The sequence below is a fragment of the Streptomyces sp. NPDC031132 genome (genome assembly GCF_055570595.1).
Genome location: NZ_JBVIGX010000001.1, coordinates 381,758 through 404,959, shown reverse-complemented (window position 1 = coordinate 404,959; position 23,202 = coordinate 381,758). Strand labels below are relative to the sequence as shown.

General features: G+C 72.5%; 22 protein-coding genes and 1 riboswitch. Of the genes, 12 read left to right on the top strand and 10 right to left on the bottom strand.

Annotation, left to right across the window (positions count from 1 at the left end):
• Window positions 1-315 precede the first annotated feature (315 nt).
• Window positions 316-1,029 (bottom strand): flavodoxin family protein, encoded by a 714-nt coding sequence (locus ACZ49B_RS01830; RefSeq protein WP_468299457.1) that lies wholly within the window; start codon window positions 1,027-1,029, stop codon window positions 316-318.
• A gap of 111 nt (window positions 1,030-1,140) precedes the next feature.
• Window positions 1,141-1,335, top strand: a riboswitch (cobalamin riboswitch).
• Window positions 1,336-1,364: 29 nt separating this feature from the next.
• On the opposite strand from ACZ49B_RS01830, the gene ACZ49B_RS01825 reads away from it, so the two are divergent.
• Genes ACZ49B_RS01825 through ACZ49B_RS01800 form a run of 6 tightly spaced genes read left to right on the top strand, consistent with a single transcriptional unit; the run spans window position 1,365 to window position 5,600 of the window.
• The gene (locus tag ACZ49B_RS01825) at window positions 1,365-2,060 is read left to right on the top strand and encodes an energy-coupling factor ABC transporter permease (RefSeq protein ID WP_468299455.1); all 696 of its coding nucleotides are present in this window, start codon (window positions 1,365-1,367) and stop codon (window positions 2,058-2,060) included.
• Window positions 2,061-2,062: 2 nt separating this feature from the next.
• On the top strand, window positions 2,063-2,449 hold the full coding sequence (locus tag ACZ49B_RS01820) for an energy-coupling factor ABC transporter substrate-binding protein (RefSeq protein WP_468299855.1): 387 nt from the start codon (window positions 2,063-2,065) through the stop codon (window positions 2,447-2,449).
• A gap of 3 nt (window positions 2,450-2,452) precedes the next feature.
• Window positions 2,453-3,202: a cobalt ECF transporter T component CbiQ gene (gene cbiQ / locus ACZ49B_RS01815; RefSeq protein ID WP_468299453.1), complete on the top strand. Its 750-nt coding sequence runs from the start codon at window positions 2,453-2,455 to the stop codon at window positions 3,200-3,202.
• Window positions 3,199-4,020, top strand: a complete 822-nt coding sequence (locus ACZ49B_RS01810) for an ATP-binding cassette domain-containing protein (RefSeq protein WP_468299451.1) — start codon at window positions 3,199-3,201, stop codon at window positions 4,018-4,020. Before cbiQ ends, ACZ49B_RS01810 begins: the two co-directional genes overlap by 4 nt.
• 11 nt (window positions 4,021-4,031) lie before the next feature.
• The gene (locus ACZ49B_RS01805) at window positions 4,032-5,030 is read left to right on the top strand and encodes a hypothetical protein (protein ID WP_468299449.1); all 999 of its coding nucleotides are present in this window, start codon (window positions 4,032-4,034) and stop codon (window positions 5,028-5,030) included.
• Between the two features lie 9 nt (window positions 5,031-5,039).
• Window positions 5,040-5,600, top strand: coding sequence for a PadR family transcriptional regulator (locus ACZ49B_RS01800; protein ID WP_468299447.1), 561 nt, complete (start codon window positions 5,040-5,042; stop codon window positions 5,598-5,600).
• 72 nt (window positions 5,601-5,672) lie between these two features.
• Here the strand turns inward: ACZ49B_RS01800 and ACZ49B_RS01795 are convergent, their stop codons facing one another.
• The 7 genes from ACZ49B_RS01795 to ACZ49B_RS01765 all read right to left on the bottom strand — a co-directional run bounded on the left by ACZ49B_RS01795 (window position 5,673) and on the right by ACZ49B_RS01765 (window position 12,776).
• Complete coding sequence (locus ACZ49B_RS01795; RefSeq protein ID WP_468299445.1) at window positions 5,673-5,885, bottom strand: EF-hand domain-containing protein; 213 nt, start codon at window positions 5,883-5,885, stop codon at window positions 5,673-5,675.
• Window positions 5,886-6,170: 285 nt separating this feature from the next.
• Entirely contained in the window at window positions 6,171-7,361 is a 1,191-nt protein-coding gene (locus ACZ49B_RS01790) for a YncE family protein (protein ID WP_468299443.1), read from the bottom strand.
• Window positions 7,358-8,140, bottom strand: coding sequence for a polysaccharide deacetylase family protein (locus tag ACZ49B_RS01785; protein ID WP_468299441.1), 783 nt, complete (start codon window positions 8,138-8,140; stop codon window positions 7,358-7,360). Before ACZ49B_RS01785 ends, ACZ49B_RS01790 begins: the two co-directional genes overlap by 4 nt.
• Window positions 8,141-8,583: 443 nt before the next feature.
• The gene (locus ACZ49B_RS01780) at window positions 8,584-9,087 is read right to left on the bottom strand and encodes an ATP-binding protein (RefSeq protein ID WP_468299439.1); all 504 of its coding nucleotides are present in this window, start codon (window positions 9,085-9,087) and stop codon (window positions 8,584-8,586) included.
• A gap of 228 nt (window positions 9,088-9,315) precedes the next feature.
• Complete coding sequence (locus ACZ49B_RS01775) at window positions 9,316-10,083, bottom strand: enoyl-CoA hydratase/isomerase family protein (protein WP_266663542.1); 768 nt, start codon at window positions 10,081-10,083, stop codon at window positions 9,316-9,318.
• Window positions 10,084-10,169: 86 nt separating this feature from the next.
• Window positions 10,170-11,414, bottom strand: a complete 1,245-nt coding sequence (locus ACZ49B_RS01770) for a L,D-transpeptidase (protein WP_468299437.1) — start codon at window positions 11,412-11,414, stop codon at window positions 10,170-10,172.
• A 141-nt stretch (window positions 11,415-11,555) separates the two neighbouring features.
• Window positions 11,556-12,776 (bottom strand): L,D-transpeptidase, encoded by a 1,221-nt coding sequence (locus tag ACZ49B_RS01765; RefSeq protein WP_468299853.1) that lies wholly within the window; start codon window positions 12,774-12,776, stop codon window positions 11,556-11,558.
• A 183-nt stretch (window positions 12,777-12,959) separates the two neighbouring features.
• Here ACZ49B_RS01765 and glgX point away from each other — a divergent pair, with 183 nt between their 5' ends.
• The gene (gene glgX, locus ACZ49B_RS01760) at window positions 12,960-15,368 is read left to right on the top strand and encodes a glycogen debranching protein GlgX (RefSeq protein ID WP_468299435.1); all 2,409 of its coding nucleotides are present in this window, start codon (window positions 12,960-12,962) and stop codon (window positions 15,366-15,368) included.
• A gap of 78 nt (window positions 15,369-15,446) precedes the next feature.
• Here the strand turns inward: glgX and ACZ49B_RS01755 are convergent, their stop codons facing one another.
• On the bottom strand, window positions 15,447-15,959 hold the full coding sequence (locus ACZ49B_RS01755; RefSeq protein ID WP_266625274.1) for a MarR family winged helix-turn-helix transcriptional regulator: 513 nt from the start codon (window positions 15,957-15,959) through the stop codon (window positions 15,447-15,449).
• A 73-nt stretch (window positions 15,960-16,032) separates the two neighbouring features.
• Here ACZ49B_RS01755 and ACZ49B_RS01750 point away from each other — a divergent pair, with 73 nt between their 5' ends.
• Both ACZ49B_RS01750 and ACZ49B_RS01745 read left to right on the top strand, forming a co-directional pair.
• On the top strand, window positions 16,033-17,232 hold the full coding sequence (locus tag ACZ49B_RS01750) for an MFS transporter (RefSeq protein WP_468299433.1): 1,200 nt from the start codon (window positions 16,033-16,035) through the stop codon (window positions 17,230-17,232).
• A 61-nt stretch (window positions 17,233-17,293) separates the two neighbouring features.
• Complete coding sequence (locus tag ACZ49B_RS01745; protein WP_468299431.1) at window positions 17,294-18,016, top strand: CDP-alcohol phosphatidyltransferase family protein; 723 nt, start codon at window positions 17,294-17,296, stop codon at window positions 18,014-18,016.
• A 49-nt stretch (window positions 18,017-18,065) separates the two neighbouring features.
• Here ACZ49B_RS01745 and ACZ49B_RS01740 read toward each other — a convergent pair whose 3' ends face one another.
• Complete coding sequence (locus ACZ49B_RS01740) at window positions 18,066-18,536, bottom strand: FAD synthase family protein (protein WP_468299429.1); 471 nt, start codon at window positions 18,534-18,536, stop codon at window positions 18,066-18,068.
• Between the two features lie 172 nt (window positions 18,537-18,708).
• Here ACZ49B_RS01740 and ACZ49B_RS01735 point away from each other — a divergent pair, with 172 nt between their 5' ends.
• From ACZ49B_RS01735 to ACZ49B_RS01725, 3 genes are read left to right on the top strand one after another with little or no spacing between them, the layout of a single operon-like run.
• The gene (locus tag ACZ49B_RS01735; protein ID WP_468299851.1) at window positions 18,709-19,914 is read left to right on the top strand and encodes a glycosyltransferase family 4 protein; all 1,206 of its coding nucleotides are present in this window, start codon (window positions 18,709-18,711) and stop codon (window positions 19,912-19,914) included.
• Window positions 19,911-21,692: a lipopolysaccharide biosynthesis protein gene (locus tag ACZ49B_RS01730; RefSeq protein ID WP_468299427.1), complete on the top strand. Its 1,782-nt coding sequence runs from the start codon at window positions 19,911-19,913 to the stop codon at window positions 21,690-21,692. The genes ACZ49B_RS01735 and ACZ49B_RS01730 overlap by 4 nt, the downstream gene beginning before the upstream one ends.
• Entirely contained in the window at window positions 21,689-22,909 is a 1,221-nt protein-coding gene (locus ACZ49B_RS01725; RefSeq protein WP_468299425.1) for an MATE family efflux transporter, read from the top strand. Before ACZ49B_RS01730 ends, ACZ49B_RS01725 begins: the two co-directional genes overlap by 4 nt.
• The last annotated feature ends 293 nt before the right edge of the window (window positions 22,910-23,202 follow it).

Genomic DNA, 23,202 nt, shown 5'->3' with positions numbered 1-23,202 from the left:
TAGCTCTCCCTCGTCTTCTTCGTGGGGTGTGGGTGTGGTGGGTGGCGGTGAGCCCGTAGGCGGCCGCGGGAGGGTGGGGTGGTCCCGCCCTCCCCCCCCCCCCCCCCCCCCCCCCCCCCCCCACGCCTCGTACGGGATCAGGTCACCGGGCGGATCCGCATCCGGCCCGGATCGCCGTCGGCGAACCGGTCCTGCGTGCACGCGTACCGGCCCGGGGCCGGCTGGAGGAGGCCCTGGCCTGCCGTCGCCGGATGAACGCCCGGCCCCTGCCGGCGCAGCCGGAGTCGGCGCCGGCCGACGTACGGGCGTAGACGGCTACCGGTGCTCGGGGTTGGGGAAGTCGAAGCGGCAGCCGGCGTCCCACTCCGAGCGCTGGTTGCCGTGCGCCGGGATCCCGCCCGAGCGCTTCAGCAGGGCGGCCAGGTGCATGAGGTTCCACGACATGAAGGTCGTGTTCCGGTTGGTGAAGTCGTTCTCGGGGCCGCCCGAGCCGGGGTCGAGGTACGAGGGTCCGGGACCGGCCTCGCCGATCCAGCCCGCGTCGGCCTGCGGCGGGACGGTGTAGCCGAGGTGCTGGAGGCTGTAGAGGATGTTCATGGCGCAGTGCTTCACGCCGTCCTCGTTGCCGGTGACGAGTGCGCCGCCGACCCGGCCGTAATAGGCGTACTGGCCCTGCGCGTTCAGGATCGAGGAGCAGGCGTAGAGCCGCTCGATGACCTGCTTCATGACGGAGCTGTTGTCGCCGAGCCAGATCGGGCCGCACAGCACGAGGATGTCGGCGTCCATGATCTGGCTGTAGAGGACGGGCCACTGGTCGGTTTCCCAGCCGTGCTCGGTCATGTCGGGCCAGACACCGGTGGCGATGTCGTGGTCGACGGCGCGGATCAGCGAGGTCCGGGCGCCGGCCGCCTCCATGACGGCGCGGCTCCGGCCGATCAGGCCCTCGGTGTTGCTGGTCTCGGGCGAGCGTTTGAGGGTGCAGTTGACGTAGACGGCGGTCAGGTCGGAGTAGTCGTAGTCGGCGGCCACGCCGCCAGCCTGGGGGTCTGCGGGCGGCGGCGCCACCGGGCCGCGGCCGTTCGGGGCGTCTGTCCGGGCCGCGCCCCTTCGGGCCGGGTTGGTACCGGTCCGTCCGTCCGACTAGGGTCAGCGGGCCTTGGTGTACGGGAAACCGGTGGAAAACCGGTGCGGCCCTCGCCACTGTGAACGGGAAGTCCGGCTCCACTCCTTCGGGAAGCCACTGGGCGGCGCGGGAGGATCCGCATCGCCCGGGAAGGCGGAGTCAGGGCATCAGCACCCGTGAGCCAGGAGACCGGCCGGGGCGCGTTGTCCATCCACGAGGTGCTGGAGAGGTCTCCCCACTCATGCATATAGCCGAGGGGTTCCTGCCCCCTTTGCACGCGGTCGCCTGGGGCGCCGCGTCCGCTCCCTTCGTCGTCCACGGTGTCCGCGCCCTCACCCGCGAGGTGAAGGCCAACCCGGAGAGCACGCTGCTGCTCGGGGCGTCCGGAGCATTCACTTTCGTCCTGTCCGCTCTGAAGATCCCGTCGGTGACGGGCAGTTGCTCGCACCCCACCGGGACCGGGCTCGGCGCGATCCTGTTCCGGCCGCCGATCATGGCGGTGCTCGGCACGATCACCCTCCTGTTCCAGGCGCTGCTGCTGGCGCACGGCGGCCTGACCACCCTCGGCGCGAACGTCTTCTCGATGGCGATCGCCGGGCCCTGGGCGGGGTACGGGGTCTACCTGCTGCTGAAGCGCTTCGACGTCCCGCTGATGGTGAGCGTCTTCTTCGGTGCCTTCTTCGCCGACCTGGTCACCTACTGCGTGACCTCCGTACAGCTGGCGCTGGCCTTCCCGGACCCGGGCACCGGGTTCCTGGGGGCGCTGGCGAAGTTCGGGGGCATCTTCGCGGTCACACAGGTCCCGCTCGCGGTGAGCGAGGGCCTGCTGACGGTGCTCGTGATGCGGCTGCTGATGCAGTCGAGCAAGTCGGACCTGGTCCGGCTGGGCGTCGCGAAGCTGACCGGTGGCGGCGAGCAGAAGGCGGCGGTCCGATGAACATGAGCCGGAACGCGAAGATCAACGGCCTGCTGCTGCTCCTGGTGGCGGCGCTGGCCGTACTGCCGCTCGCACTGGGGCTGGGCGAGGGCAAGGAGGAGCCGTTCACCGGCGCCGACGCGCAGGCTGAAGCGGCGATCACCGAGCTGAAGCCGGACTACGAGCCGTGGTTCTCGCCGCTGTACGAACCCCCCTCCGGGGACGTGGAGTCGGCGCTGTTCGCCCTGCAGGCGGCGCTGGGCGCGGGCGTGCTCGCGTACTACTTCGGCGTCCGCAAGGGCCGCCGGCAGGGTGCGGCCGCCGCGGCCGCCGCCGCGGCGTCGGACACCGCTGCGGCTCCGTCGGACACCGCTGCGGCTCGGTCGGACACCGCCGCCACGGAGGCGTAGGCGGTGCTGCCGATCGACGTGGCCGCGCACAGCAGCCGCTGGCGCGGCCGCCATCCGCTCGAGAAGGCCCTGCTGGGGCTGGGGCTGACGATCACCGCCGTGTGCCTGCCGCCCTGGCCCGGAGGGCCGCTGGTCGCCGCGGCGACGCTGGCCGTGCTGCTCGGCCCGGCCGGTGTGGCCGGACGGCAGCTGTGGCGGGCCTTCCGGATCCCGCTGGGCTTCTGCGTCACCGGCGCGCTGCCGCTGCTGGTGGCCGTCGGCGGGCCGGCCGGGCTCGTCTCGCTCGCCCCCGACGGCCCCCGGCATGCCGCGGAGCTGCTGCTGCGGACCTCGGCGGCCTCCCTCGGGGTGCTGCTGTTCGCCTTCACGACGCCCGTCTCGGACGTTCTGCCCCGGCTGGTCCGGGCCGGGGTCCCGGCGCCGGTGGTGGACGTGGCCCTGGTCATGTACCGCATCGGCTTCCTGCTGCTGGACTCGATGGCCCAGGTCCGGCGGGCCCAGGCGGCCCGCCTGGGGCAGTCGGGCCGGGCCGCGGTGTGGCGTTCGCTGGCCGGGCTCGCCGCCACCTCGTTCGTACGGGCCTTCGACCGCGCGGCGCGCCTCCAGGTGGGCCTGGCCGGGCGCGGCTACGACGGCGCGCTGCGGGTCCTCGTACCCGAGGCGGCCCTGTCGTGGCGGTTCCTGGCGGCGTCGGGGGCCCTCCTGGCGGCCCTGATCACCCTGACTCTCACCCTGAAGGGGCTCTACCTGTGAACCCGTTGGTGGAACTGGCCGGCGCGGGCTACGCGTACGAGGACGGCCCGGCGGTGCTGTCCGACGTGGACTTCGCCATCGCGGAGGGCCGGGCGCTGGTCCTGCTGGGCCGCAACGGCAGCGGCAAGACCACGCTGATGCGGCTGCTGAGCGGGGGCCTGCGGCCCGGGTCGGGGGCGCTGCGCCTGGACGGGACGCCGGTGTCGTACGACCGGGCGGGCCTGGTCCGGCTGCGCACGTCGGTGCAGCTGGTGGTCCAGGACCCGGACGACCAGCTGTTCGCCGCCTCGGTGGAACAGGACGTGTCCTTCGGCCCGATGAACATGGGGCTGACGGTGGACGAGGTCCGGGCCCGGGTGGAGTCCGCACTCGCCGCGCTGGACATCACGGCGCTGCGGGACCGCCCGACGCACCTGCTCTCGTACGGGCAGCGCAAGCGCGCGGCGATCGCGGGCGCGGTGGCGATGGCTCCGCGGGTGCTGATCCTCGACGAGCCGACGGCGGGCCTGGACCCGGACGGTCAGGAGCGGCTGCTGGACGTCCTCGCGGGCCTGCGCGCGGCCGGCACGACGGTGGTGATGGCCACGCACGACGTCGACCTGGCGGTCCGCTGGGCCGACGACGCGGCGGTGCTGACCCCGTCGGGCATCCGCGTCGGCCCGGCGCAGGTTCTCCTGTCGGACCCGGAGCTCCTGGCCTCGGCGGGCCTGCGTCAGGCCTGGTCCCCGGCGGTGACGTCCTTCCTCCGCGCCCACGCCCTCCTCCCCCCGCACACCCCGGGCCCCAAAACCCCGGAAGCCCTCGCCGCCTGGCAGTAAGGTCCGTCCCCATGCGGATCTTCGAGGCGACGGGCGAACCCCGTTCCCTGCGGTGGGACGGCGACGACCTGGTGGACGCAGTGGGCGGGTTCCGCCGGTGGAAGGCGGACGGCACGGAGCAGCCCGGCACCTGGAACACCGCGTTTTACCGCTTCGACCGCGCCGTCCACTCGCCCTCCGGCCGCTACTCGGTCGTCTACGAGGAGCGCGGCACGAAGGGCTTGGTGCTGGAGGGCGAGCGCCGCGTCCGGGAGGTGAACCGGAGCCACCACTGCGCCGAGGACTACGACTACCCCGTCGCGCTGGGCCTCCTGCCCGACGGCCGCGAGGTACTGGTGCACTGCCCGGACGAGCACAACGTCCTCCAGATCGAGGACACCGCCTCCGGGGAACGACTCACCGCCGGTTCCCGCGCGCCCCGCGACCTCTTCCACTCACGGCCGGCCATCAGCCCCGACGGGCGGAAGCTGCTCGTGGCGGGCTGGGTGTGGCATCCGGTCGGCGTCGCCGACGTCTACGACCTGGAGGCCGCCCTGGCCGATCCGGGCGTCCTCGACCGGGACGGGGTGGTGCTCGGGCGGATGGCGCTGGACGCCGAAGTGGGGTCCGCGTGTTGGCTCGACTCGGACCGGGTCGCCGTATCGGCCACGGCCGAGGACCTCGGTGACGACGTTGATCAGCCCACCCTGCAGGCGCAGGAGCTGGGCGTCTGGTCCTGCGCGGGCCGGCGCTGGCTGCACAGGAACGGCGGCGGAGCCGGAGACGGCTGGGGGACGCTCGTCGCGTGCGGGCGTGATCGCGTCGTCTCGCTGACCCGGCACCCCCGGCTGATCGACGTCACCACGGGCCGCGTCCTCAAGGAGTGGACCGGGGTTTCCGTGTCGCACCGGGACGGGGCCTACGGCGTGGACCACGTCCCCTCGCCGGTCACGGCCCTGCACGCCGGCGGGAGTCGTCTCGCGATCGTCGTCGGGGACGGGATCGCGGTCCTCGATCTGCCGCATCCCTAGGATGGCCGCATGTCGCTGCCGCATGCCATCCTGACCGCCCTGCTGGAGAAGCCCTCGTCGGGGCTGGAGCTGACGCGGCGGTTCGACAGGTCGATCGGGTACTTCTGGTCCGCGACGCACCAGCAGATCTACCGCGAGCTCGGCCGGCTGGAGGAGGCCGGGCTGATCCGGGCGCTGCCCAGCGAGGTGCCCGTACGGGGGCAGAAGAAGCAGTACGAGGTGCTGGCCGACGGGAGCGCGGAGCTGGCGCGGTGGGTCGGCGAGAGTCAGGACCCGAAGGCCATCCGGGATCCGCTGCTGCTGCGGATCCGGGCGGCCGCCGTGGTGGGCCCGCACGGGCTGGCCGCGGAGCTGCGGCGCCATCTGGATCTGCACCGGCGGCAGTTGGCGGTCTACGAGGCGATCGAGGAGAAGGACTTCCCACCGCAGCGGGACTCCGACGAGGACCGGCTGCGCCGGCTGGTGCTGCACGGCGGCATCGGCCTGGAGACGTTCTGGCTGCGCTGGCTGGAGGAGGCGCTGGCCGAGGTCGAGGACATGGCGCCGCCGCCCGGCGGAGCCGACTCCTGACCCGACGGACGCGCCGGGGCAGCGCAAAGCCCCCGCCCGCCCGGCAAAGGGGCGGCGGGGGCTGCGCAGGGCTTACTTGTTCAGGGAGGCCCAGAACTCGTCGAAGCTCAGCAGGCCGTCGCCGTTGGTGTCCTTGGACGCGACCACGGCGTCCGCGACGGCGCCGGTCACATACGCGTCGCCCATCGCCTTCATGGCCGCGCTGTACTCGTCGGCCGTGACGAAGCCGTCACCGTCCGCGTCGAACTTGCCGAACGTCGCCCGCGCGCTCTCGATGTCAGCCACTGGGATCCACCCCTTCTCGGTGCTTGTTGACCGGCCAAGGGTAGCGGCAGCCGGGCACCGCTCCTCCCGCAGGTCCCGGCAACCAGGCCCACGCCGTCGTGCGCCCCGGGGCGGCCGGGGCGGCCGGGACCACCGGGGCCGCCTGCCGCGTCCGCGGGCGAGGGCGCAGGGGCGCCCCGGGAGCCGTGCACGCCCCCGGGGTACCGCCACACCGGCCCGTTCCGTACCTCCGCGGCCCAGGGGGGCCTCGACGCCGCGGGCCAGGCAGGACTCTGCGGACACCCCCTAGCGGAAGATGCCGGTGTGGCCGAGCGAGTAGCGTCCGGGCTGCGGGTAGACGGCCAGGCCGTGCGGGCCGCCGCCCACCGGGATCTTGGCGAGCTGCTCGCCGGTCGCCGTGTCGATCGCGTAGACCTCGGAGTTGTAGCGGCCCGACAGCCACAGCACCTTGCCGTCGGCGGAGACGCCGCCCATGTCGGGGCTGCCGCCGTCGGGGAGCTCCCACTTCTTGGTGAGCTTGTTCTGCTTGAAGTCGAAGACGGAGATGCTGCCCTCGCCGCGGTTGGAGATGTACATCTCCTTGGAGTCGCGGCTGACGTACAGGCCGTGGGTGCCCTTCCCCGTGGGCAGCAGCTTGGGGATGTCGAACTTGTCGCCGCTGAGCACCCACATGCCGTGCGCCATCATGTCCGCGACGTAGAAGGTCTTCCCGTCCGGGGAGACCTTCACGTCCTGCGGCATCGCACCCTCGAAGGGCAGCTTCTGCTGGGCGACGACCTCCATCTTCTCGGTGTCGACCTTGAGGAGCTCGCCGGAGAACTCGCAGCTCACGATGAAGTAGCGGCCGTCGGCGGAGAAGTCCGCGTGGTTGACGCCGAAGCAGGTCACCGGGACGGTCTTCACCCGGTTCATCGTGTGCGGATCACGGAAGACCAGCTCGCGGTCCATGGAGGCCATGACGACGGCGTACTTGCCGTTCGGCGTGAAGTACAGGTTGTACGGGTCGTGCACCTCGACGGGCTCGCCGGCCTGGCCCGTGGCCGGGTTGATCGGCGTGAGCGTGTGGCCGCGGTTGTTGTTGACCCACAGGGTCTTCATGTCCCAGGACGGCACCACGTGCTGGGGCTGGACGCCGACCGGGATGGTGTCGACGACCTTGTACGTCTTCGGGTCGATGACGGACACCGTGTTGGAGGTGGTGTTCGGCACGTAGACGCGGGACGGGAAGTCCCGCACCGCCGGGGCGAGGTTGTTCGGCCGGTCGGCCGCGTACACGTCGTTCGGGTCGAGGAGCGGCGGCATCCCGGCCAGGCCCGGCGGGACGGCCGGGACGGCCTTGACGGGCTGCCGGGCCGGGGCTGCGGAGCCGAGCGCCTCGGCGGGCTCCTTGTCGGCCGATCCGCAACCGGCCAGGGCGGCGAGGACCAGACCGGCCAGCAGCACGGTGGCCCTCCGGGGAAGGCGGGTGGTCGTCATGAGGTCAGCAGCTCCGTGGTGGTCACCGCACGCAGCTTGCGGCGCGCGAGTTCTTCGAGGAGGGGTGGCATCGCGTCGACCGTGTCCGCGTAGCCGAAGTGCAGGCTCACCACCGATCCGCCTTGGATCGTCCCGGTGACGGTGCGGATGACGGCCGCGGCGCCGGGCGAGGTGAAGTCGAGGGAGTCCACGTCGTACGACAGGACGTGCGGGTAGCCCGCCCTCCGGGCCAGCTTCGTGACGAGGGGGGTGGCGTACTGGGTCTGGGAGGGCCTGAACCAGGTGCCGATGGAGCCGGTGAGCCGCTTGAGCCGCTGGGCGCAGCCGGTGATCTCGGCATAGGCCTCCGCCTCGGGCATGTCGTTGATCGCGAGGTGGCGCTGGGTGTGGTTGCCGAGCTCGTGGCCGCCGTCCAGGACCCGGCGGGCCATGTCCGGGTGGGCGTCGAGCCAGCTGCCGATGGCCAGTACGGTGACCCGCGCGCCGGCTCTTTCTGCCTCGGCCAGTACGGCCCGGGCGATGGCGGGGTCCCCGTTGCCGTGGAAGGTGAGGGCGACCAGGGGGCGGTTGCGCGGACCGTGCCCGATCTCGTCGGGCTGCCCGGGGAACCGGCGCGGCGCGGACGCGGCCGCCTGGCCGACGCGTGCGGCCGGCCCGGTGGCCGGGGCGGCCTTGGCCGGGGGCGCGGAGGGGGCCGAGCCGCAGGCGGCGGTGAGGGCGCCGGCGGCGGCCGCCGCGCCGGCGCGGAGGGCGGATCGGCGGTCCGGGTAGCAGAGCACCCGCCCATTTAAGGGGTGGATGGCCCCGAAGATAACGATTGACCCAATTCGGGACCTTCCCCGCGGTGCACCCGCACGAGGGAGTGTCCGGTATGCGATCAACGAATCACACACACCGGTGGATAGTTATTCATGGATTACCAGGCGAGTGGTCCACCTCACCTAGGATTTAGCTGGAAACTCTTAGCATTTGCACACTTATGTCCAACTTAGGACTTTTGGCGTTTGGTCGCCCGTCTGCCATAGTCGGAATCACGGCTTCCCCATTGACCCGAGCGAAGTCGCCACGCCGAGGATCACACCCCCTTCGATCCTCGGCGGACTCATGAAGCCCCCACGACGCCCCACCACGGCGACCGGGGGCTTCAGACGTTCCAGGGGCCGGCGCCGGTCGAGGGGCACCGGTCGAGGGGCACGGGTCGAGGGGCACGGGGGGGCGCCGGTCAGCGGTCGGCCACCCGCATCTCGAACCAGGTGATCTTGCCGCGCGGCAGCAGGTCGGCGCCCCAGCGGTCCGAGAGCTTGTCGACGAGGAAGAGCCCCCGGCCCGTGGTGTCCATCTCGTGGACCGGCATCAGGCAGGGCAGCCCGCGCGAGGGGTCGCGCACCTCGACCCGGATCCAGCCGCGCCGCCGCAGCATCCGTAAGCCGAAGGAGCGGGCGCCGGTGTGGCGGACCGCGTTGCCGACGAGCTCCGAGACCAGCAGGACGGTGTGCTCGGACACCTGCGGGGAGAAGCCCCAGAAGCGGATCACCACGTACCGGGTGAGCCGGCGGGCCGTGCTCGCCGACTCGGGCATGGACGGGAGCGTCACTTCCGCCTCGGCCGGATTGCCGTACAACTCCAGCGCCTTGAGACCCTGTTCGTCCTCAAGAGCCGCCGTCAGCCGTACGGCGGAAGCGCTGTTGCGCTGCCGCGGCTGTTCCACACCCTCCAGGCCCGCCATGAACCCATCATGGACGGCCGGTACGCCCGTCCGGGCCGTTCCGCAGGAAAACACCCCCCGGAATGGTCGACTCCAAGGGGGCGTCCCGTCATATGCGTTGGGCAACCGGAAGCCCGCGAAACCACCCTGATCTGCGGTGACACACCGCTCCCGGACGATCACCCCGAGTGGATCTCCACAGCTCCTTAAGGTTGCTTTAAGGCCTGGCTAATCCACTCCCAGGGAGGACTAGAGGAACTTCGCCTTGCCGGGGCCCTCCTCGACGAAGCTGCGCATGCCGCGCTCGCGGTCCTCGGTGGCGAACAGGCCCGCGAACCAGTTGCGTTCGATGGTCAGGCCGGTGTCGATGTCCGCCTCCAGACCCGCGTCCACGCACTCTTTGGCGGCGCGCAGCGCGATCGCCGGGCCCTGGGCGAGCTTGGCGGCCCAGGCGTGCGCCTGCTCGTACACCTCGGCGGCGGGCACGACCCGGTCCACGAGCCCGAGCGTGAGCGCCTCGTCGGCCTTGACCATGCGGCCGGTGAAGATGAGGTCCTTGGCCTTGGACGGGCCGATCAGCCGGGACAGCCGCTGGGTGCCGCCGGCCCCGGGGATCAGGCCGAGCAGGATCTCGGGCTGGCCGAGCTTCGCGTTGTCGGCGGCGATCCGGTAGTCGGCGCACAGCGCGAGCTCGCAGCCGCCGCCCAGGGCGTAGCCGGTGACGGCGGCGACGACGGGCTTGGGGATCCGCGCCACGGCCGTGAAGGCGTCCTGGAGCGCGCGGGACCGGGCGACCATCGCCGCGTGGTCCATCGTCTGCATCTCCTTGATGTCCGCGCCCGCCGCGAACACCTTCTCGCCGCCGTAGATGATCACCGCGCGGACGTCGGCGCGGTCGGTGGCCTCCACCGCGAGCTCGCGCAGCCGGTCCTGGGTGGCGATGTCCAGGGCGTTCATGGGCGGCCGGTCCAGGCGGAGGGTGCCGACGCCTTCGGAGACTTCGAGAGAGAGGGTCATAGGCGGAAGGTTAGCCGCGGTTAACGTGAAGTGGCCCGGTGCCGTGGGTCACAGCACCGGGCCACTCGACTACGTACGGGCGGGGACTACTTGATCCACTCCGCCCAGTCCATGTTCCAGCCGTTGAGGCCGTTGTCCGGGGCGATCTGCTTGTCCTTGGAGTTCTTCACGACGACGACGTCGCCGATCAGCGACTCGTTGAAGAACCACGCGGCGGGCTGGTTGCCGTCGCCCGCACCGCGGACGTCCTTGAGGCCCACGCAGCCGTGGCTGACGTTCTCGGAGCCGAACGTGCCCGAGGAGGCCCAGTAGTTGCCGTGGACGAAGGTCCCCGACTGCGACAGGCGCATGGCGTGCGGGACGTCCGAGATGTCGTACTCGCCGCCGAAGCCGACGGTCGCGCCGTTCATCCGGGTCACCTTGTACTTCTCGCTGATGACCATCTGACCGTTGTACGTGGTCGTCGACGGGGCGCCCGCGGTGATCGGGAGGTTCTTGAACACCTGGCCGTCGCGGACGACCTGCATCGTGTGCTCGCTCGCGTCGACCGTGGAGACCTGCGAGCGGCCGATGGTGAAGGTGACCGTACGGGTCTGCTTGCCGTAGACGCCGGGACGGCCCTCGACCCCGTCCAGGGCGATCTTCACGGTGACCTTGGTGCCCGCGGCCCAGTACTTCTCGGGGCGGAAGTCGAGGCGGTCGTTGCCGAACCAGTGGCCCTCGACCGGCACGGACGGCTCGGCCGTCACCGTGATGGCCTTCTCGACGGCCTCGGTGTTGGTGATGCCGCGGGTGAAGTTGAACGACACCGGCATGCCCACGCCGACGGTCTCCCCGTCCTCGGGCGTGTAGTGGCCGACGAAGGTGTTGGTCGGGGTCAGGGTGGTGAACGTGGTGTCCTTGGCGGACTCCCGGCCGGACTCGTCCTTGGCGACGGCGTGCACCTTGTACTCGGTGGCGGCGGCCAGGTTGCGGGCGGGCTCCCAGCTCGCGCCGTCGTCGGCGAGCTTGCCGTCGACGGCGTTGCCCTTGGTGTCGGCGACGGTCACCGTGGTGAGCTTGCCGCCGGTGCTGGTTATCTTCAGGATGCCGCTGGTGGCGACCTCCTTGGCACCGTCGTCCGGCTTGACGCTGACAACGGCCTTGGACGCCTCGGTACCGGTCTTGCCGCCCCCGCCGCCCCCACCGTTGTCGCCGCCTCCGCCGCCGGTGTTGCCGCCTCCGCTGCACGCGCTCGTGAGCAGCAGTGCCGCTCCGAGCAGGAGGGCCGGCAGGCCGGTGCGGCGGGCGCGGCCGCGTATCGGCTGCACGTTCACTCTTGTTCTCCCCATGTCCCCCGCGCGCGGACAGTCGCGCGCTTGTCGACAGGAAATCACACGGGGGGATCACGAAGAGAAACGGTCTTGTCACCGTTCCGTCCCAAGAGTGGGGAAGGACCGGCGTGTCGGGCGGAGCCGCCAGTTCCGGGTGTGTCAGCCGAGGGCGGAGCCCGCGACCCAGTGCGCCCAGTCCATGTTCCAGCCGCCCAGCCCGTTGTTCGGGGCCACCGTCTTGTCCTGCGAGTTGACGACCTCCACCACGTCCCCGACCAGGGTCCGGTCGAAGAACCAGCCCGCCGGGGTGTCCGAACCGCCGCCCCTGTCGTCGCGCAGCCCCACGCAGCCGTGGCTGGTGTTGGTGGAGCCGAAGGTGTCGGGGCTGGCCCAGTAGTTCCCGTGCAGGAAGGTCCCGGAGGTGGTGAGCCTGATGGCGTGCGGTACGTCGGGGATGTCGTACTCGCCGCCGAAGCCGACGGTCTGCCCGTTCATCCGGGTCACGTCGAACATCTCCAGCACCACCATCTTGCCGTTGTAGGTGGTGTTCTTGGGTGCTCCGGCGCTGATCGGGAGGGTGGAGACGAGCTTCCCGTCCCGGCGGACCTCCATGGTGTGCGCCTCCGCGTCCACGGTGGAGACCTGGGAGCGGCCGACGGTGAAGGTGACGGCCTTGTCCTGGATGCCGTACGAGCCGGGCGCGCCCTGCACGTCCCGCAGGTTCATCGTGACGGTGACCTCTGTGCCGGGCTTCCAGTACTCCTTGGGCCGGAAGTCGAGGCGCTCGTGCCCGAACCAGTGGCCCGCGACCTCCACCGGGGGTTTGGAGGTGATGGTGATGGCCCGCTCGACGTCGGCGCGGTTCTCGATCGACCGGTTGAAGTTGAAGGAGACGATCATGCCGGTGCCGACGGTGGAGCGGTTCTCGGGCTTGAAGTAGCCGATGAACCGCTCCTCGGGGACGTAGGTGGTGAAGGTGGTGTGCCGGGCCTGGCGGCGGTCGTGGCCGTCGAGGGCGACCGCGTCCACGGTGTACTTGGCTGCGAGCGCGAGCTTGCCGCCCGCCGGGTCGGGGCTCCAGCTGAGGCCGTCGGGGGCGATGGAGCCGGGGACGCGCTCTTCCTGGGCGTCCTCGACCTTGGTGACGACGACCCGCTCGAGGCGGCCCTCGGGCACTCTGACCGTCAGCGGGCCTTCGGCCGGGACCCCCTTGGCGTTGTCGTCGGGGGTGATCCGGATGGCCTCGTCGGGCGACCGGGGTTTGCCGGGGAGCTGGATCTCGACCGGGGAACCGCCGCCCTCGGTGCATCCGGCCAGGCCGCCCAGCAGGGCCGCCCATGCCGCCACGGCGGCCAAGCCCGCCCCTGCCCGCCTCGTCAGAAGTGTCACGCTCCCTCCAACGACCGGCCCCCTCCGGGGGAAACGTGAGCGCGGGCCACGTTCCGGGCAGATCTCTCCGGGCAGAACAGTGGGAAGGACCAGACGGGGGCGGGCCCAGGCCGGGACGCCGGGGCCGCACTCTCCCCTACCCCCGCCGGTACCCAGGAGCCGTGGAGGCGGGCAGTGTCGAGCGCAGCCGAGTACGAGGCGGTGGATGCCGCCGCCATGGAGTCAGTGAAGTCATGGGAACCGTTGGATCCATTGGATGCGGTGGAGTCGTTGGATCCGGTCGAGGCCGTGGCGGTGGAGACCGTGGACGCGGTGGAGACCGTGGACGCGGTTCGCAGCGGCGGGGCCGCGCCGCCCGTCCCGCACGTCAACGGCCGGGTGAACGGGGCGGTGGCACGGGACCTCGAGCCGGCCTTACGGGCCGTCCCGCGCCCGGGGCCGCCGGTGTGGCCGGGGTCCTCGCACCCGCTCGGAGCGCGTTTTCGCACCGGCCCGGACGGGACGGCCGGCACGAACTTCGCGCTGTGGGCCCAGGGCGCGGAGGCGGTGGAGCTGTGCCTCTTCGACGCGGAGGGCGCCGAGACCCGCTGCGCGCTGACCGAGCTGACGCACGAGATCTGGCACGGCTTCCTGCCCGGTGTGCGCCCCGGACAGCGGTACGGGTTCCGGGTGCACGGCCGCTGGGACCCGTGGACGGGGGCCCGGTTCAATCCGGCCAAGCTGCTGCTGGACCCGTACGCGCGGGCCGTCGACGGTGACTTCACGCTGCCGCCGGAGGTGTACGGGCACGTCCGCGACTGGCCGCAGCAGTACATCGCGGACACCGTGCGCGACGACCGCGACTCGGCGCCGTACGTCCCCAAGGGGGTCGTGGTCCACGATGACGACGACTGGGCGGACGACGTCCGGCCGAAGACCCCGTGGGCCGATTCGGTGATCTACGAGGTCCACGTGCGCGGGTTCACGATGGGCCATCCGGGTGTTCCCGAGGAGCTGCGCGGAACGTACGCGGGCCTCGCCCATCCGGCGGCGGTCGAACACCTGACCGGGCTCGGGGTGACGGCGGTCGAACTGCTGCCGGTGCACCAGTTCGCGCACGAGGACCACCTGCTGCGCCGGGGCCTGCGCAACTACTGGGGCTACAACTCGATCGGGTACTTCGCCCCGCACGCCGGCTACTCCTCGTCCGGCACGGCCGGGCAGCAGGTCGGCGAGTTCAAGCGGATGGTCAAGGCCCTGCACGCGGCCGGGATCGAGGTCATCCTCGACGTGGTCTACAACCACACGGCGGAGGCGGGCGAGCTGGGCCCGACGCTCTCGCTGCGCGGCATCGACAACCGGGGCTACTACCGGCTCCAGTCCGACCAGCGCCGGTACGCCGACTACACAGGCTGCGGGAACACCCTGCACGCCGGGCGCCCGCACGTGTTGCGCCTCATCACGGACTCCCTGCGCTACTGGGTCACGGAGATGGGGGTGGACGGCTTCCGCTTCGACCTGGCGGCGGCGCTGGCCCGCTCGATGCACGACGTGGACATGCTCTCGCCGTTCCTCGCGGTCATCGCCCAGGACCCGGTGCTGCGGCGGGTCAAGCTGATCGCCGAGCCGTGGGACGTGGGCTCGGGCGGCTACCAGGTGGGGGCGTTCCCGCCGCTGTGGACGGAGTGGAACGACCGGTACCGCGATGCCGTACGGGACTTCTGGCGGGGCGCGCTGCCGGACGTACGGGACCTCGGGTACCGGCTGTCGGGCTCCAGCGACCTGTACGCGTGGGGCGGGCGGCGGCCCTACGCCTCGGTGAACTTCGTGACGGCGCACGACGGTTTCACCCTGCGCGACCTGGTGTCGTACGAGCGCAAGCACAACGAGGCCAACGGGGAGGCGGGCCGCGACGGGACCAACGACAACCGCTCGTGGAACTGCGGGGCTGAGGGTGAGACGGACGATGCCCGTGTCGGCGTGCTGCGGCGTCGGCAGCTGCGGAACCTGCTGACCACGCTGCTGCTGTCCACCGGGGTGCCGATGCTGGTGGCCGGGGACGAGTTCGGGCGGACGCAGGGCGGCAACAACAACGCGTACTGCCAGGACAACGAGACGGGATGGGTGGACTGGTCGCTGCTGGAGGACCCCGCCTGGCGGGAGCTGTGCGCGCTGGCCGCGCGACTGGTGGCGCTGCGCCAGGAGCATCCGGTGCTGCGCCGGCGGGCGTTCTTCTCGGGGCGGCCGCAGGGGGCGGACGGGCTGCGGGACCTGGCCTGGTTCACCCCGGCGGGCGTGGAGATGACCGAGCGGGACTGGTACGCGCCGGCCGCGGCGCTCGGGATGTACCTGTCGGGACGGGACATCCCGGGGCGCGACGAGCGGGGGCGGCAGGTGAGCGACGACAGTTTCCTGGCGCTGCTGCACGCCGGGGACGGGCCGGTGGCGTGGGTGCTGCCGGGTGCGCCGTGGGCGGCGGCGTACGAACTGGTACTGGACACCGCGCGGGAGGACCAGGCGGAGCCTCCCGGCACCCGGTTCCGGGGCGGGGAGACGCTGACGGTGCCGGCCCGGTCGGTTCTGCTGCTGAGGGTGGTGGGCTGAGGACGGGGGCGGGCCTGGCGGGCCGGGCGGCGCGGGCCGAGGGGGCGGAGGCAGCGGAGGGAGCGGAGGGAGCGGCCGCTACTTCTCCTGCTTCTCCTCGACGTGCCGCAGCATCCGCTTGAGGAGGGCGGAGAGCGCGGCCCGCTCCCCGTCGTCGAGGGGGTCGACCATCTCGGCCTCGGCGATGCCGCGCCAGCGCATGGCTTCGGTCCAGCGCCGGTGGCCGTCGTCGGTCAGCTCCACGTCGACCCGACGCCGGTCCCCGGAGGCGCGCACCCGGCGGACCAGCCCGGACTTCTCCAGGGTGTCGAGGCGGCCGGTCATCCCGGCCGGGGAGAGGAGCAGTTCGGCGGCGAGTTCGGCGGAGGGGGCCCGCCAGGGCGTGCCGCGGGAGGCGAGCCGGTGCATGGTCTCGAACTCGAACTCCTGCAGTCCGGTCTCGGCCAGGGCCCGTTCCTTGCCGTACTTCACGTGCTTGGCCAGGAGCTGGATCCGCGTGATGACCGCCTCGGTGGGCACGTCGAAGGGGACCTTGCCGCTCCAGCGGGCGATGTGCCGGTCGACCGAATCCTCGGCGTACTCCGTGTCCATGGTCGGAAGTATCGCACCCCGGGCTCGATAGTTCGTTGACGAATGATTCGCTGGCGAAATATTGTCTGCTGTCATGACCTCGTCGATCTGGCGTCTCCTCGCCGGGCGCACCTTCGCGGCCTTCGCCAGCGCCCTGATCCCCACCACCCTCACCCTGGCCGTCGTGCGCACCGGTTCCGCCGGAGACCTCGGCATCGTGCTCGCGAGCGAACTGCTCCCGATGCTGCTCCTGCTGCCCGTGGCGGGCGTGGCCGCCGACCGCTTCCCCGCCCGGCGGGTCGTCCTGGCCGCCGACCTGGTGCGCGCCGCCGCGCAGGGAGCGACTGGCGCCCTGCTGCTGACCGGCCCCGTGCGGATCCCCGAACTCGCGGCCCTGGCCGCGGTCACGGGCGCCGGCGTCGCCTTCGGGAACCCCTCGGCCCGCACGCTCGTCGCCGCGGTCGTCCCCGCCGAGAGCCGGCTTCGGGTCAACTCCCGGCTCGGGGTGGCGACCGGGCTCGCGCAGATGGCGGGACCCGCCGCCGCGGGCACGATGATGCTGGTCCTCGGGGCCGGCTGGTCCTCCCTGCTGACCGGCGCGCTGTTCGCCGCCTCCGCGCTCACCCTCGGCGGACTGCGGACCGCCCCGGCGCCGCTCGTGCGCACCCGCGCCGGGTTCACCACCGAGCTGCGGGCCGGCTGGTCCGAGACCCGGCGCCACCCCTGGTTCCTGGCCAATGTGCTCGCCCACGGCGTCTGGCACCTCGCGGCCGGCCTGCTGCTCACCCTGGGGCCGATGATCGCCGTGGAGAGCCTGGGCGGGGCGGCGACCTGGGTGGTCATCGCCCAGGTGGGCACCGCCGGCATGCTCGTCGGGGTCTGGGCCGCCGGCCGGCTGCCCGTGCGGCGGCCGCTGTACGGGGTGGCCGTCGGGGCCTCGGCGCAGGCCCTGCCGCTCACGGCCCTCGCGCTGCGGCTGCCCGTGGCGGTGACGGCGACGGCCTTCTTCGTCGCGATGTTCGGCCTGGGCGTGCTGAGTCCCCTGTGGGAGACGGAGATGCAGCGCCGGATCCCCCTGGAGACGCTGGGCCGGGTCGGCTCCTTCGACACCCTGATCTCCTTCGCCGCCCGGCCGCTGGGACTGGCGGTGGCGGCGCCGCTGGCGGGGGTCACCGGGACCGCGGCGCCGCTGCTGGTGGCGGCCGTCCTGAGCGCCGCCGCGAACCTGTCCGTCCTGCTGCTCCCGGACGTCCGCAGGGAACCGGAGCGGGAGCCGTCACTCGCCCTGCGATGATGTGCCCTCGTACACACGTGCACCCGTACACGTGTGCCGCCGCAGGAAATCAGGGGTACGCATGGCGAAAGTCGGGACAGCGCTGCGGGAGCTGCGCGGGGCGCAGAAGTCGGCGAAGGGGGTGTCGCTCTATTCGCGGTTCGTCAACCGGCCCGCGGGGCGGTACCTGGCCGCCGGATCGTACGCGCTCGGGCTGACCCCGAACCAGGTGACACTGGTCAGCGCCGCCTTCAGCTTCGCCGCCGTGGCAGCCGTCGCGCTCGTCGCCCCGTCGTGGGGGCTGGGCGTCGCCGCGTGGGCCGCGCTCGCCGTCGGCTTCGCCTTCGACTCCGCCGACGGGCAGCTGGCCCGGCTGCGCGGGGGCGGCAGCGCCGCGGGCGAGTGGCTCGACCACGTCGTGGACTGCGCCAAGCTGACCGCCCTGCACACCTGCGTGCTGATCGCGTTCTACCGCTTCCCGGAGGCGTACGGGACGGGCGGGGACGGCTGGCTGCTGGTGCCGCTGGGCTTCCAGTTCGCCTCGGTCGTCACCTTCTTCGGCGGACTGCTGACCGAGAAGCTCAAGCCGAAGCCGGCGCCGGGGAGCCCCGCCGCCGCACCGTCGACCGTGCGCGCGGTGGCGCTGCTGCCCGTGGACTACGGGGTGTTCTGCCTGGTGTTCCTGGTGCTCGGCGGCGGAGGGCTGTTCCGCTGGGCGTACGCGGGGCTCGGCGCGGTCGCCGCGCTGTTCCTGCTGGCGTTCCTCGCGAAGTGGTTCCGGGAGCTCAGCGCCGTAGCGCGCTGAGCGTTTCCGTACCCGACGAGGTTCCCTGCCCGCCCAGGCTCCGCGCCGCTCAGCGGCGCTCGGCGCTGAGCGGTGCGGACAGCGCGTCCAGCGCCCGGCGCAGCTGGGTGCTGGAGGTGTGCACCGTGTAGGGGAAGTAGACGACGTCGACGCCGACGGCGGCGAAGTCCTTCTCCAGCTTGTCGCCCTTGGGGGTGCCCCGCCAGTCGTCGCCCTTGAAGATCACGTCGAAGCGGACCTGCTTCCAGGTCTCCACCTTGTCCGGGACCGTTTCGACGAACGCGGCGTCCACGTATTTCACGCTGCGGACGATTTCCAGGCGCTCGACGAGCGGGATCATCGGGCGCCGGCCCTTGGCCAGTTCCGCCATCTCGTCGGAGACCACCCCGGCCACCAGGTAGTCGCACTGACTCCGGGCGTGCCGAAGGATGTTGAGATGTCCGATGTGGAACAGATCGTAAGCACCCGGGGCATACCCGACTCGGTACGGTCTGTGCGCAGGTGCGCCAAGTTCGGACATGTCGTGCTCCGTCATGAGTTACCCCCCAGCGGCCACACCCCCCGGTGCGGCGGATTAGCAGACAATAGCGTGCACGTTCCGCACCCTGTCGGTGAACGAATAGGGTGACGAGCGCATCATCCAGGGGAGAAGGGGACGTTCAGTGTCGAGATCCGGTCACCGGCGCCTACTGCTGGTTTCCACCAATTACGCTCCCGAGCACGCGGGGATTGGGCCGTACGCCACCCAGATCGCGGAGCACTGGGCGGGTCTCGGCCATGACACCCACGTCCTCGCCGGCATGCCGCACTATCCGTCGTGGTCGTTGGAGCCGGAGTACAAGGGGGCGCTCCGGCGCACGGAACGGCGCGCGGGGGTCACTGTGCACCGGCGCGCACACACCGTGCCGCCCCGCCAGACCGCCGTCAAGCGGGCCCTGTTTGAAGGATCGATTCTGCTGCACGGCACCGTGGCCCCGCCCCGGATGCCGCGCCCGGACGCGGTCATGGCCCAGATGCCCAGCCTGGCCGGCGGCGTCGTCGCCGCCCGGCTCGCCGCGCGCTGGAAGGTCCCGTACATCCCCGTCGTCCAGGACCTGATGGGCGCGGCCGCCGCGCAGAGCGGGATCAGCGGCGGCGACAAGGCGGCCGCGATCGCGGGGCGCGCCGAGGCGTACGCCCTGAAGCGGGCCACCCTCGTCGGCGTCATCCACGAGACCTTCGTGGACCGGGTCGTCGGCATGGGCGTGGACCCGAAGAAGATCCGCCTCGTCCCCAACTGGTCCCACGTCCCGCAGCCCACCAGGCCGCGCGGCCAGACCCGCCGCCACCTGGGCTGGGCACCCGGCCAGCCGGTCGTCCTGCACTCCGGGAACATGGGCCTCAAGCAGGGCCTCGAGGTGCTCGTCGGCGCCGCCCGCCTCGATCCGGGCGTCCGTTTCGTCCTCATGGGCGACGGCAGCCAGCGCTCGGCCCTCGCCGACCTCGCGGCCGACGTACCGAATCTGGACATCATCCCCCCTGCCGCCGACGGAGAGTTCCCGGATATCCTCGCGGCGGCGGACGTGCTCGCCGTGACGCAGCACGCGGCCGTGCTCGACATGAGCGTGCCGTCCAAACTGACCTCGTACTTCCAGGCCGGCCGGCCCGTCGTCGCCTCCGTGGCGGCGGAGGGCGGAACCGCCCAGGAGGTGGAACGCTCGGGCGCAGGGGTGCTCGTACCACCGGAGGACCCCCACGCCCTGCTGAAGGCCGTACGGGCCCTCGCCGAGGACCCCGAGGGCGCGGATGCCCTCGGGGCGGCCGGGCCCCGCCACGTGGCGGCCCACCTGAGCCGTGACGCGGGCCTGGCCCGCATCGACGCACTGATAGACGAAGCACTTGGGGGTCCGCAGCCGTGATCGAGACGAACCGCCCTGCAGCGGCCCCGGCGGAGGACGAACCGGATCTCCTCAGGGACCAGTTCAAGCAGCTCCTGCGCTACCGCCGCCTCCTCGGCGCGGGTGTCGGCATCGGCCTGCTGGGCGGCGTCTACCTCGGCATCTCCACGGCCGACACCTACGTCGCGACCGCGGACATCGTGCTGCGCGCACCCACCGACGACCCGTTCAACCCGAGCCTCGCGCCCGACAAGGCGATCAACATCGGCTCGGAGCGGCAGGTCGCCCTCAGCTCCTCCATAGCCAACGAGGCCGCGAAGAAGCTCGGCGTGTCCGCGAAGGACTTCGCCGGCCTGCGCAGCGGCCTCCAGGTGACCAACCCGCCGCAGACGATGGTGCTGCGCTTCACGTACACCGCGTCCTCCCCCAAGGAGGCCGCGACCCGCGCCAACGCGATGACCGAGGCCTACCTGCTCAAGCGGCAGGAATCCCTCGACGTCACCCGCGACAAGATGGTCAAGGGCTACCAGGAGCAGCGCGATCCGGTCGCCAAGAACCTCGACGAGCTCGTCAAGCAGATCAACGCCATGCCGGCCGGTCCGGGGCGCGACGCCGCGTACTCCTCGAAGACGGACCTCCAGAGCAAGGTCAACACGCTCAACAGCAACATCGCCAAGCTCCAGGCCCTCGACATGACCCCGGGCCGGGTCACCAGCGCCGCGACCCCGCCGTCCGACACCGACGGCCCGGGCATCCCGATGTCGCTCGCGCTCGGCGCGGCCGTGGGCCTCGCGCTCGGACTGCTCGCCGCGTGGGTGCGGCTCGTCTTCGACCCGGCGCCGCGCTCCGAGGGCGACGTCGCGCGGGCCCTGCGCGCACCGGTGCTCGGCTACCTGCCGCGGGCCAAGACCATCGGCGGACCGCTGCTCGCGGCCGGCGAGGAGGACCCCCGGCTCGCCGAGGAGTTCCGCTCGGTGGCCTTCCGGCTCGCCTACGACTCCCGCTTCGCCGACCGGCGCCGGCTGCTCGTCGTCGCCCCGCGCGGCAGCAGCGAGACCGCCGCGGCGGCGGCCGTGAACCTGGCCGCCTCCTTCGCGGAGACCGGCAAGGACGTCCTGCTCATCGAGGCCGACCTGCGCACCCCGGTGCTGGCCAGCCAGCTGCCGACCGGCGCGGGCGGCCGGCCGCGCTGGAGCCAGACGCCCGGCAGCCAGGCAGCCGACGGGCACGCCGCCGCGCACGGCGACTCCGACTGGCCCGACGGGCGCCAGCTCGTCGTCGACGCCGGGGAGTCCGGCGCCTTCGACCTGATCCCGGGCGAGCCGGTCCGCAACGTGGCCCGTGCGCTGACCTCCCCGCGCGCCACCCGGCTGATCTCCGAGGCCGACTCCCCCAACTCCACCGTCGTCGTGCTCGCGCCGCCCGTGCTCTCGTACGCCGACGCCCTCGCGCTCGTCGACCGCGTCGACGGGGTCCTGGTCGTCTGCGACCCGCGCGCCGTCCACCGCAGCGACCTGTCCCGGATCCGCGAGCTGATCAGCGGCGCCGGCGGCACGGTGCTCGGCGCGGTGCTGCACGCGCCGCTGCCGGGCGAGAAGCGCGGCCGCGGGGGCCGCGGCGGCACGTCGAAGGCTGCGGCCGCCCCGGCCCAGGCTGCGGCCCGGCCGTCCGCGCCGCAGCCGCAGCCGCTCACGCGGCAGCCGAACCAGCCGAACCGGCAGGCCGAACCGGAGCAGCACATCCCGGGCGACGGCACGGACACGGTGGCCCTGCGCACGGTGCGCATGGGCCGCAGATGAGCCGGCGCGGCCTCGCCGCCGTCTCCTCGGTCCTGGACCAGGCCGCGTCCAGCGCCACCAACATCCTGGTGCTCGTGCTGGCCGCCCGGCTGTCCTCGGCGTCCGGCTTCGCCGACTTCTCGATGGTGTACGTGACCTTCAGCGTGCTCCTCGGGCTGAACATGGCGTACGTCGGCCAGACGGTGGTGCTGGAGAAGGACGAGGACCGGCTGGGCGCGGTGTGCCGCTCGGGCCTCGCGTTCACCGCGGCCGCCTCGGCGGCGGTGGGCGCGGCGCTGGTCGTCGTGGGCCTCGCCCTGCCCGGGGCCGGCGGCCGCGCCTTCCTCGCGCTGGGCCTCGTACTGCCGCTGGTGCTCGTCCAGGACGGGCTGCGGTACTGCTTCTCCGCGCTGCGCAAGCCCGAGCGGGCGCTGGCGGCGGACGCGCTGCGGCTGGCGTGCGTCGTCGCCGCGCTGCTGCTGCAGCCCGAAGGGGCCTCGGCGGGGCGGCTGGTGCTGGTGTGGGGCGTCTCGGCGCTCCCGGCGCTGGCGCTGGGGCTCTGGCTGCTGCGTCCGTACGTACGGGGCTCTGCCGCGGACTTGCGGCCGTACCTGCGGCGCGGGCACCTGGGGCAGCGTTTCGTGGTCGAGTTCGCGGTGGGCAACGGCTCGAGCCAGCTGGCGGTGCTGGGCCTCGGGCTGTTCGCCACCCCGCTGGCGGTGGGTGCGCTGCGGGGTGCGACCACCCTGTTCGGGCCGCTGAACGTGCTGTTCAACTCGGCGAACGCGTTCGGCCCGCCGGTGGTGGGGCGGGCTTCGGGCAAGCGGGGCGTGGTCCGGCTGACGCTGCTGATGGGCGGTGTGCTGGCGGTGCTCGGTGCCGGGTGGGGGGCGGTGCTGTACGCGCTGCCGGCGGGGGTGGGCCGGCAGCTGCTGGGCGACACGTGGGGCGCGGCTTCTGCCCTGCTCCCGGCGACGGGGGCCCAGTACGCGGTGATGGGCCTGGGCACGTGCGCCCTGCTGACCCTGCGGGTGCTGGCCCCGAAGGCGACGCTGTCGCTCCAGGTGGTCTTCTCGGTCCTCTCGGTGGCGCTGCTGCTGGGCGGATACGCGCTGGGCGGCGTGGCCGGCGCCGCGTGGGGCCTGGCGGCGGGCTCGGCCCTCAAGGCCGCGGCGGCCTGGCTCCGCGTCTCCCGCATCCCGGCCCCGACTCCGGCCCCGGTCACGACCGCGGCCTGACCTGGGGCCGCCCGAGCCGGTCTTTCCCGGCGCACCGGGGCCACTTCCCGGCCCCGGCCGGGCCTTTCACCGCCGGCCACCCGGTGGGCACCGCTGCGCGGGGCTCGTCTGCCCGCCCCGCCCTTCTCCCGTTCACCGGGGCGAGCCCCGGACCCCGTTCGCCTGCAGCGCCGTTGTCGGGGGCCGGCCCCCCCACCCACATAACCCCCCCCCACCCAAACACGAAAAAAAACACTACGAACCCACACACCCCCCCCCCCTATCTTTCCCCCCCCACTGCCGCCTCCCCCCCC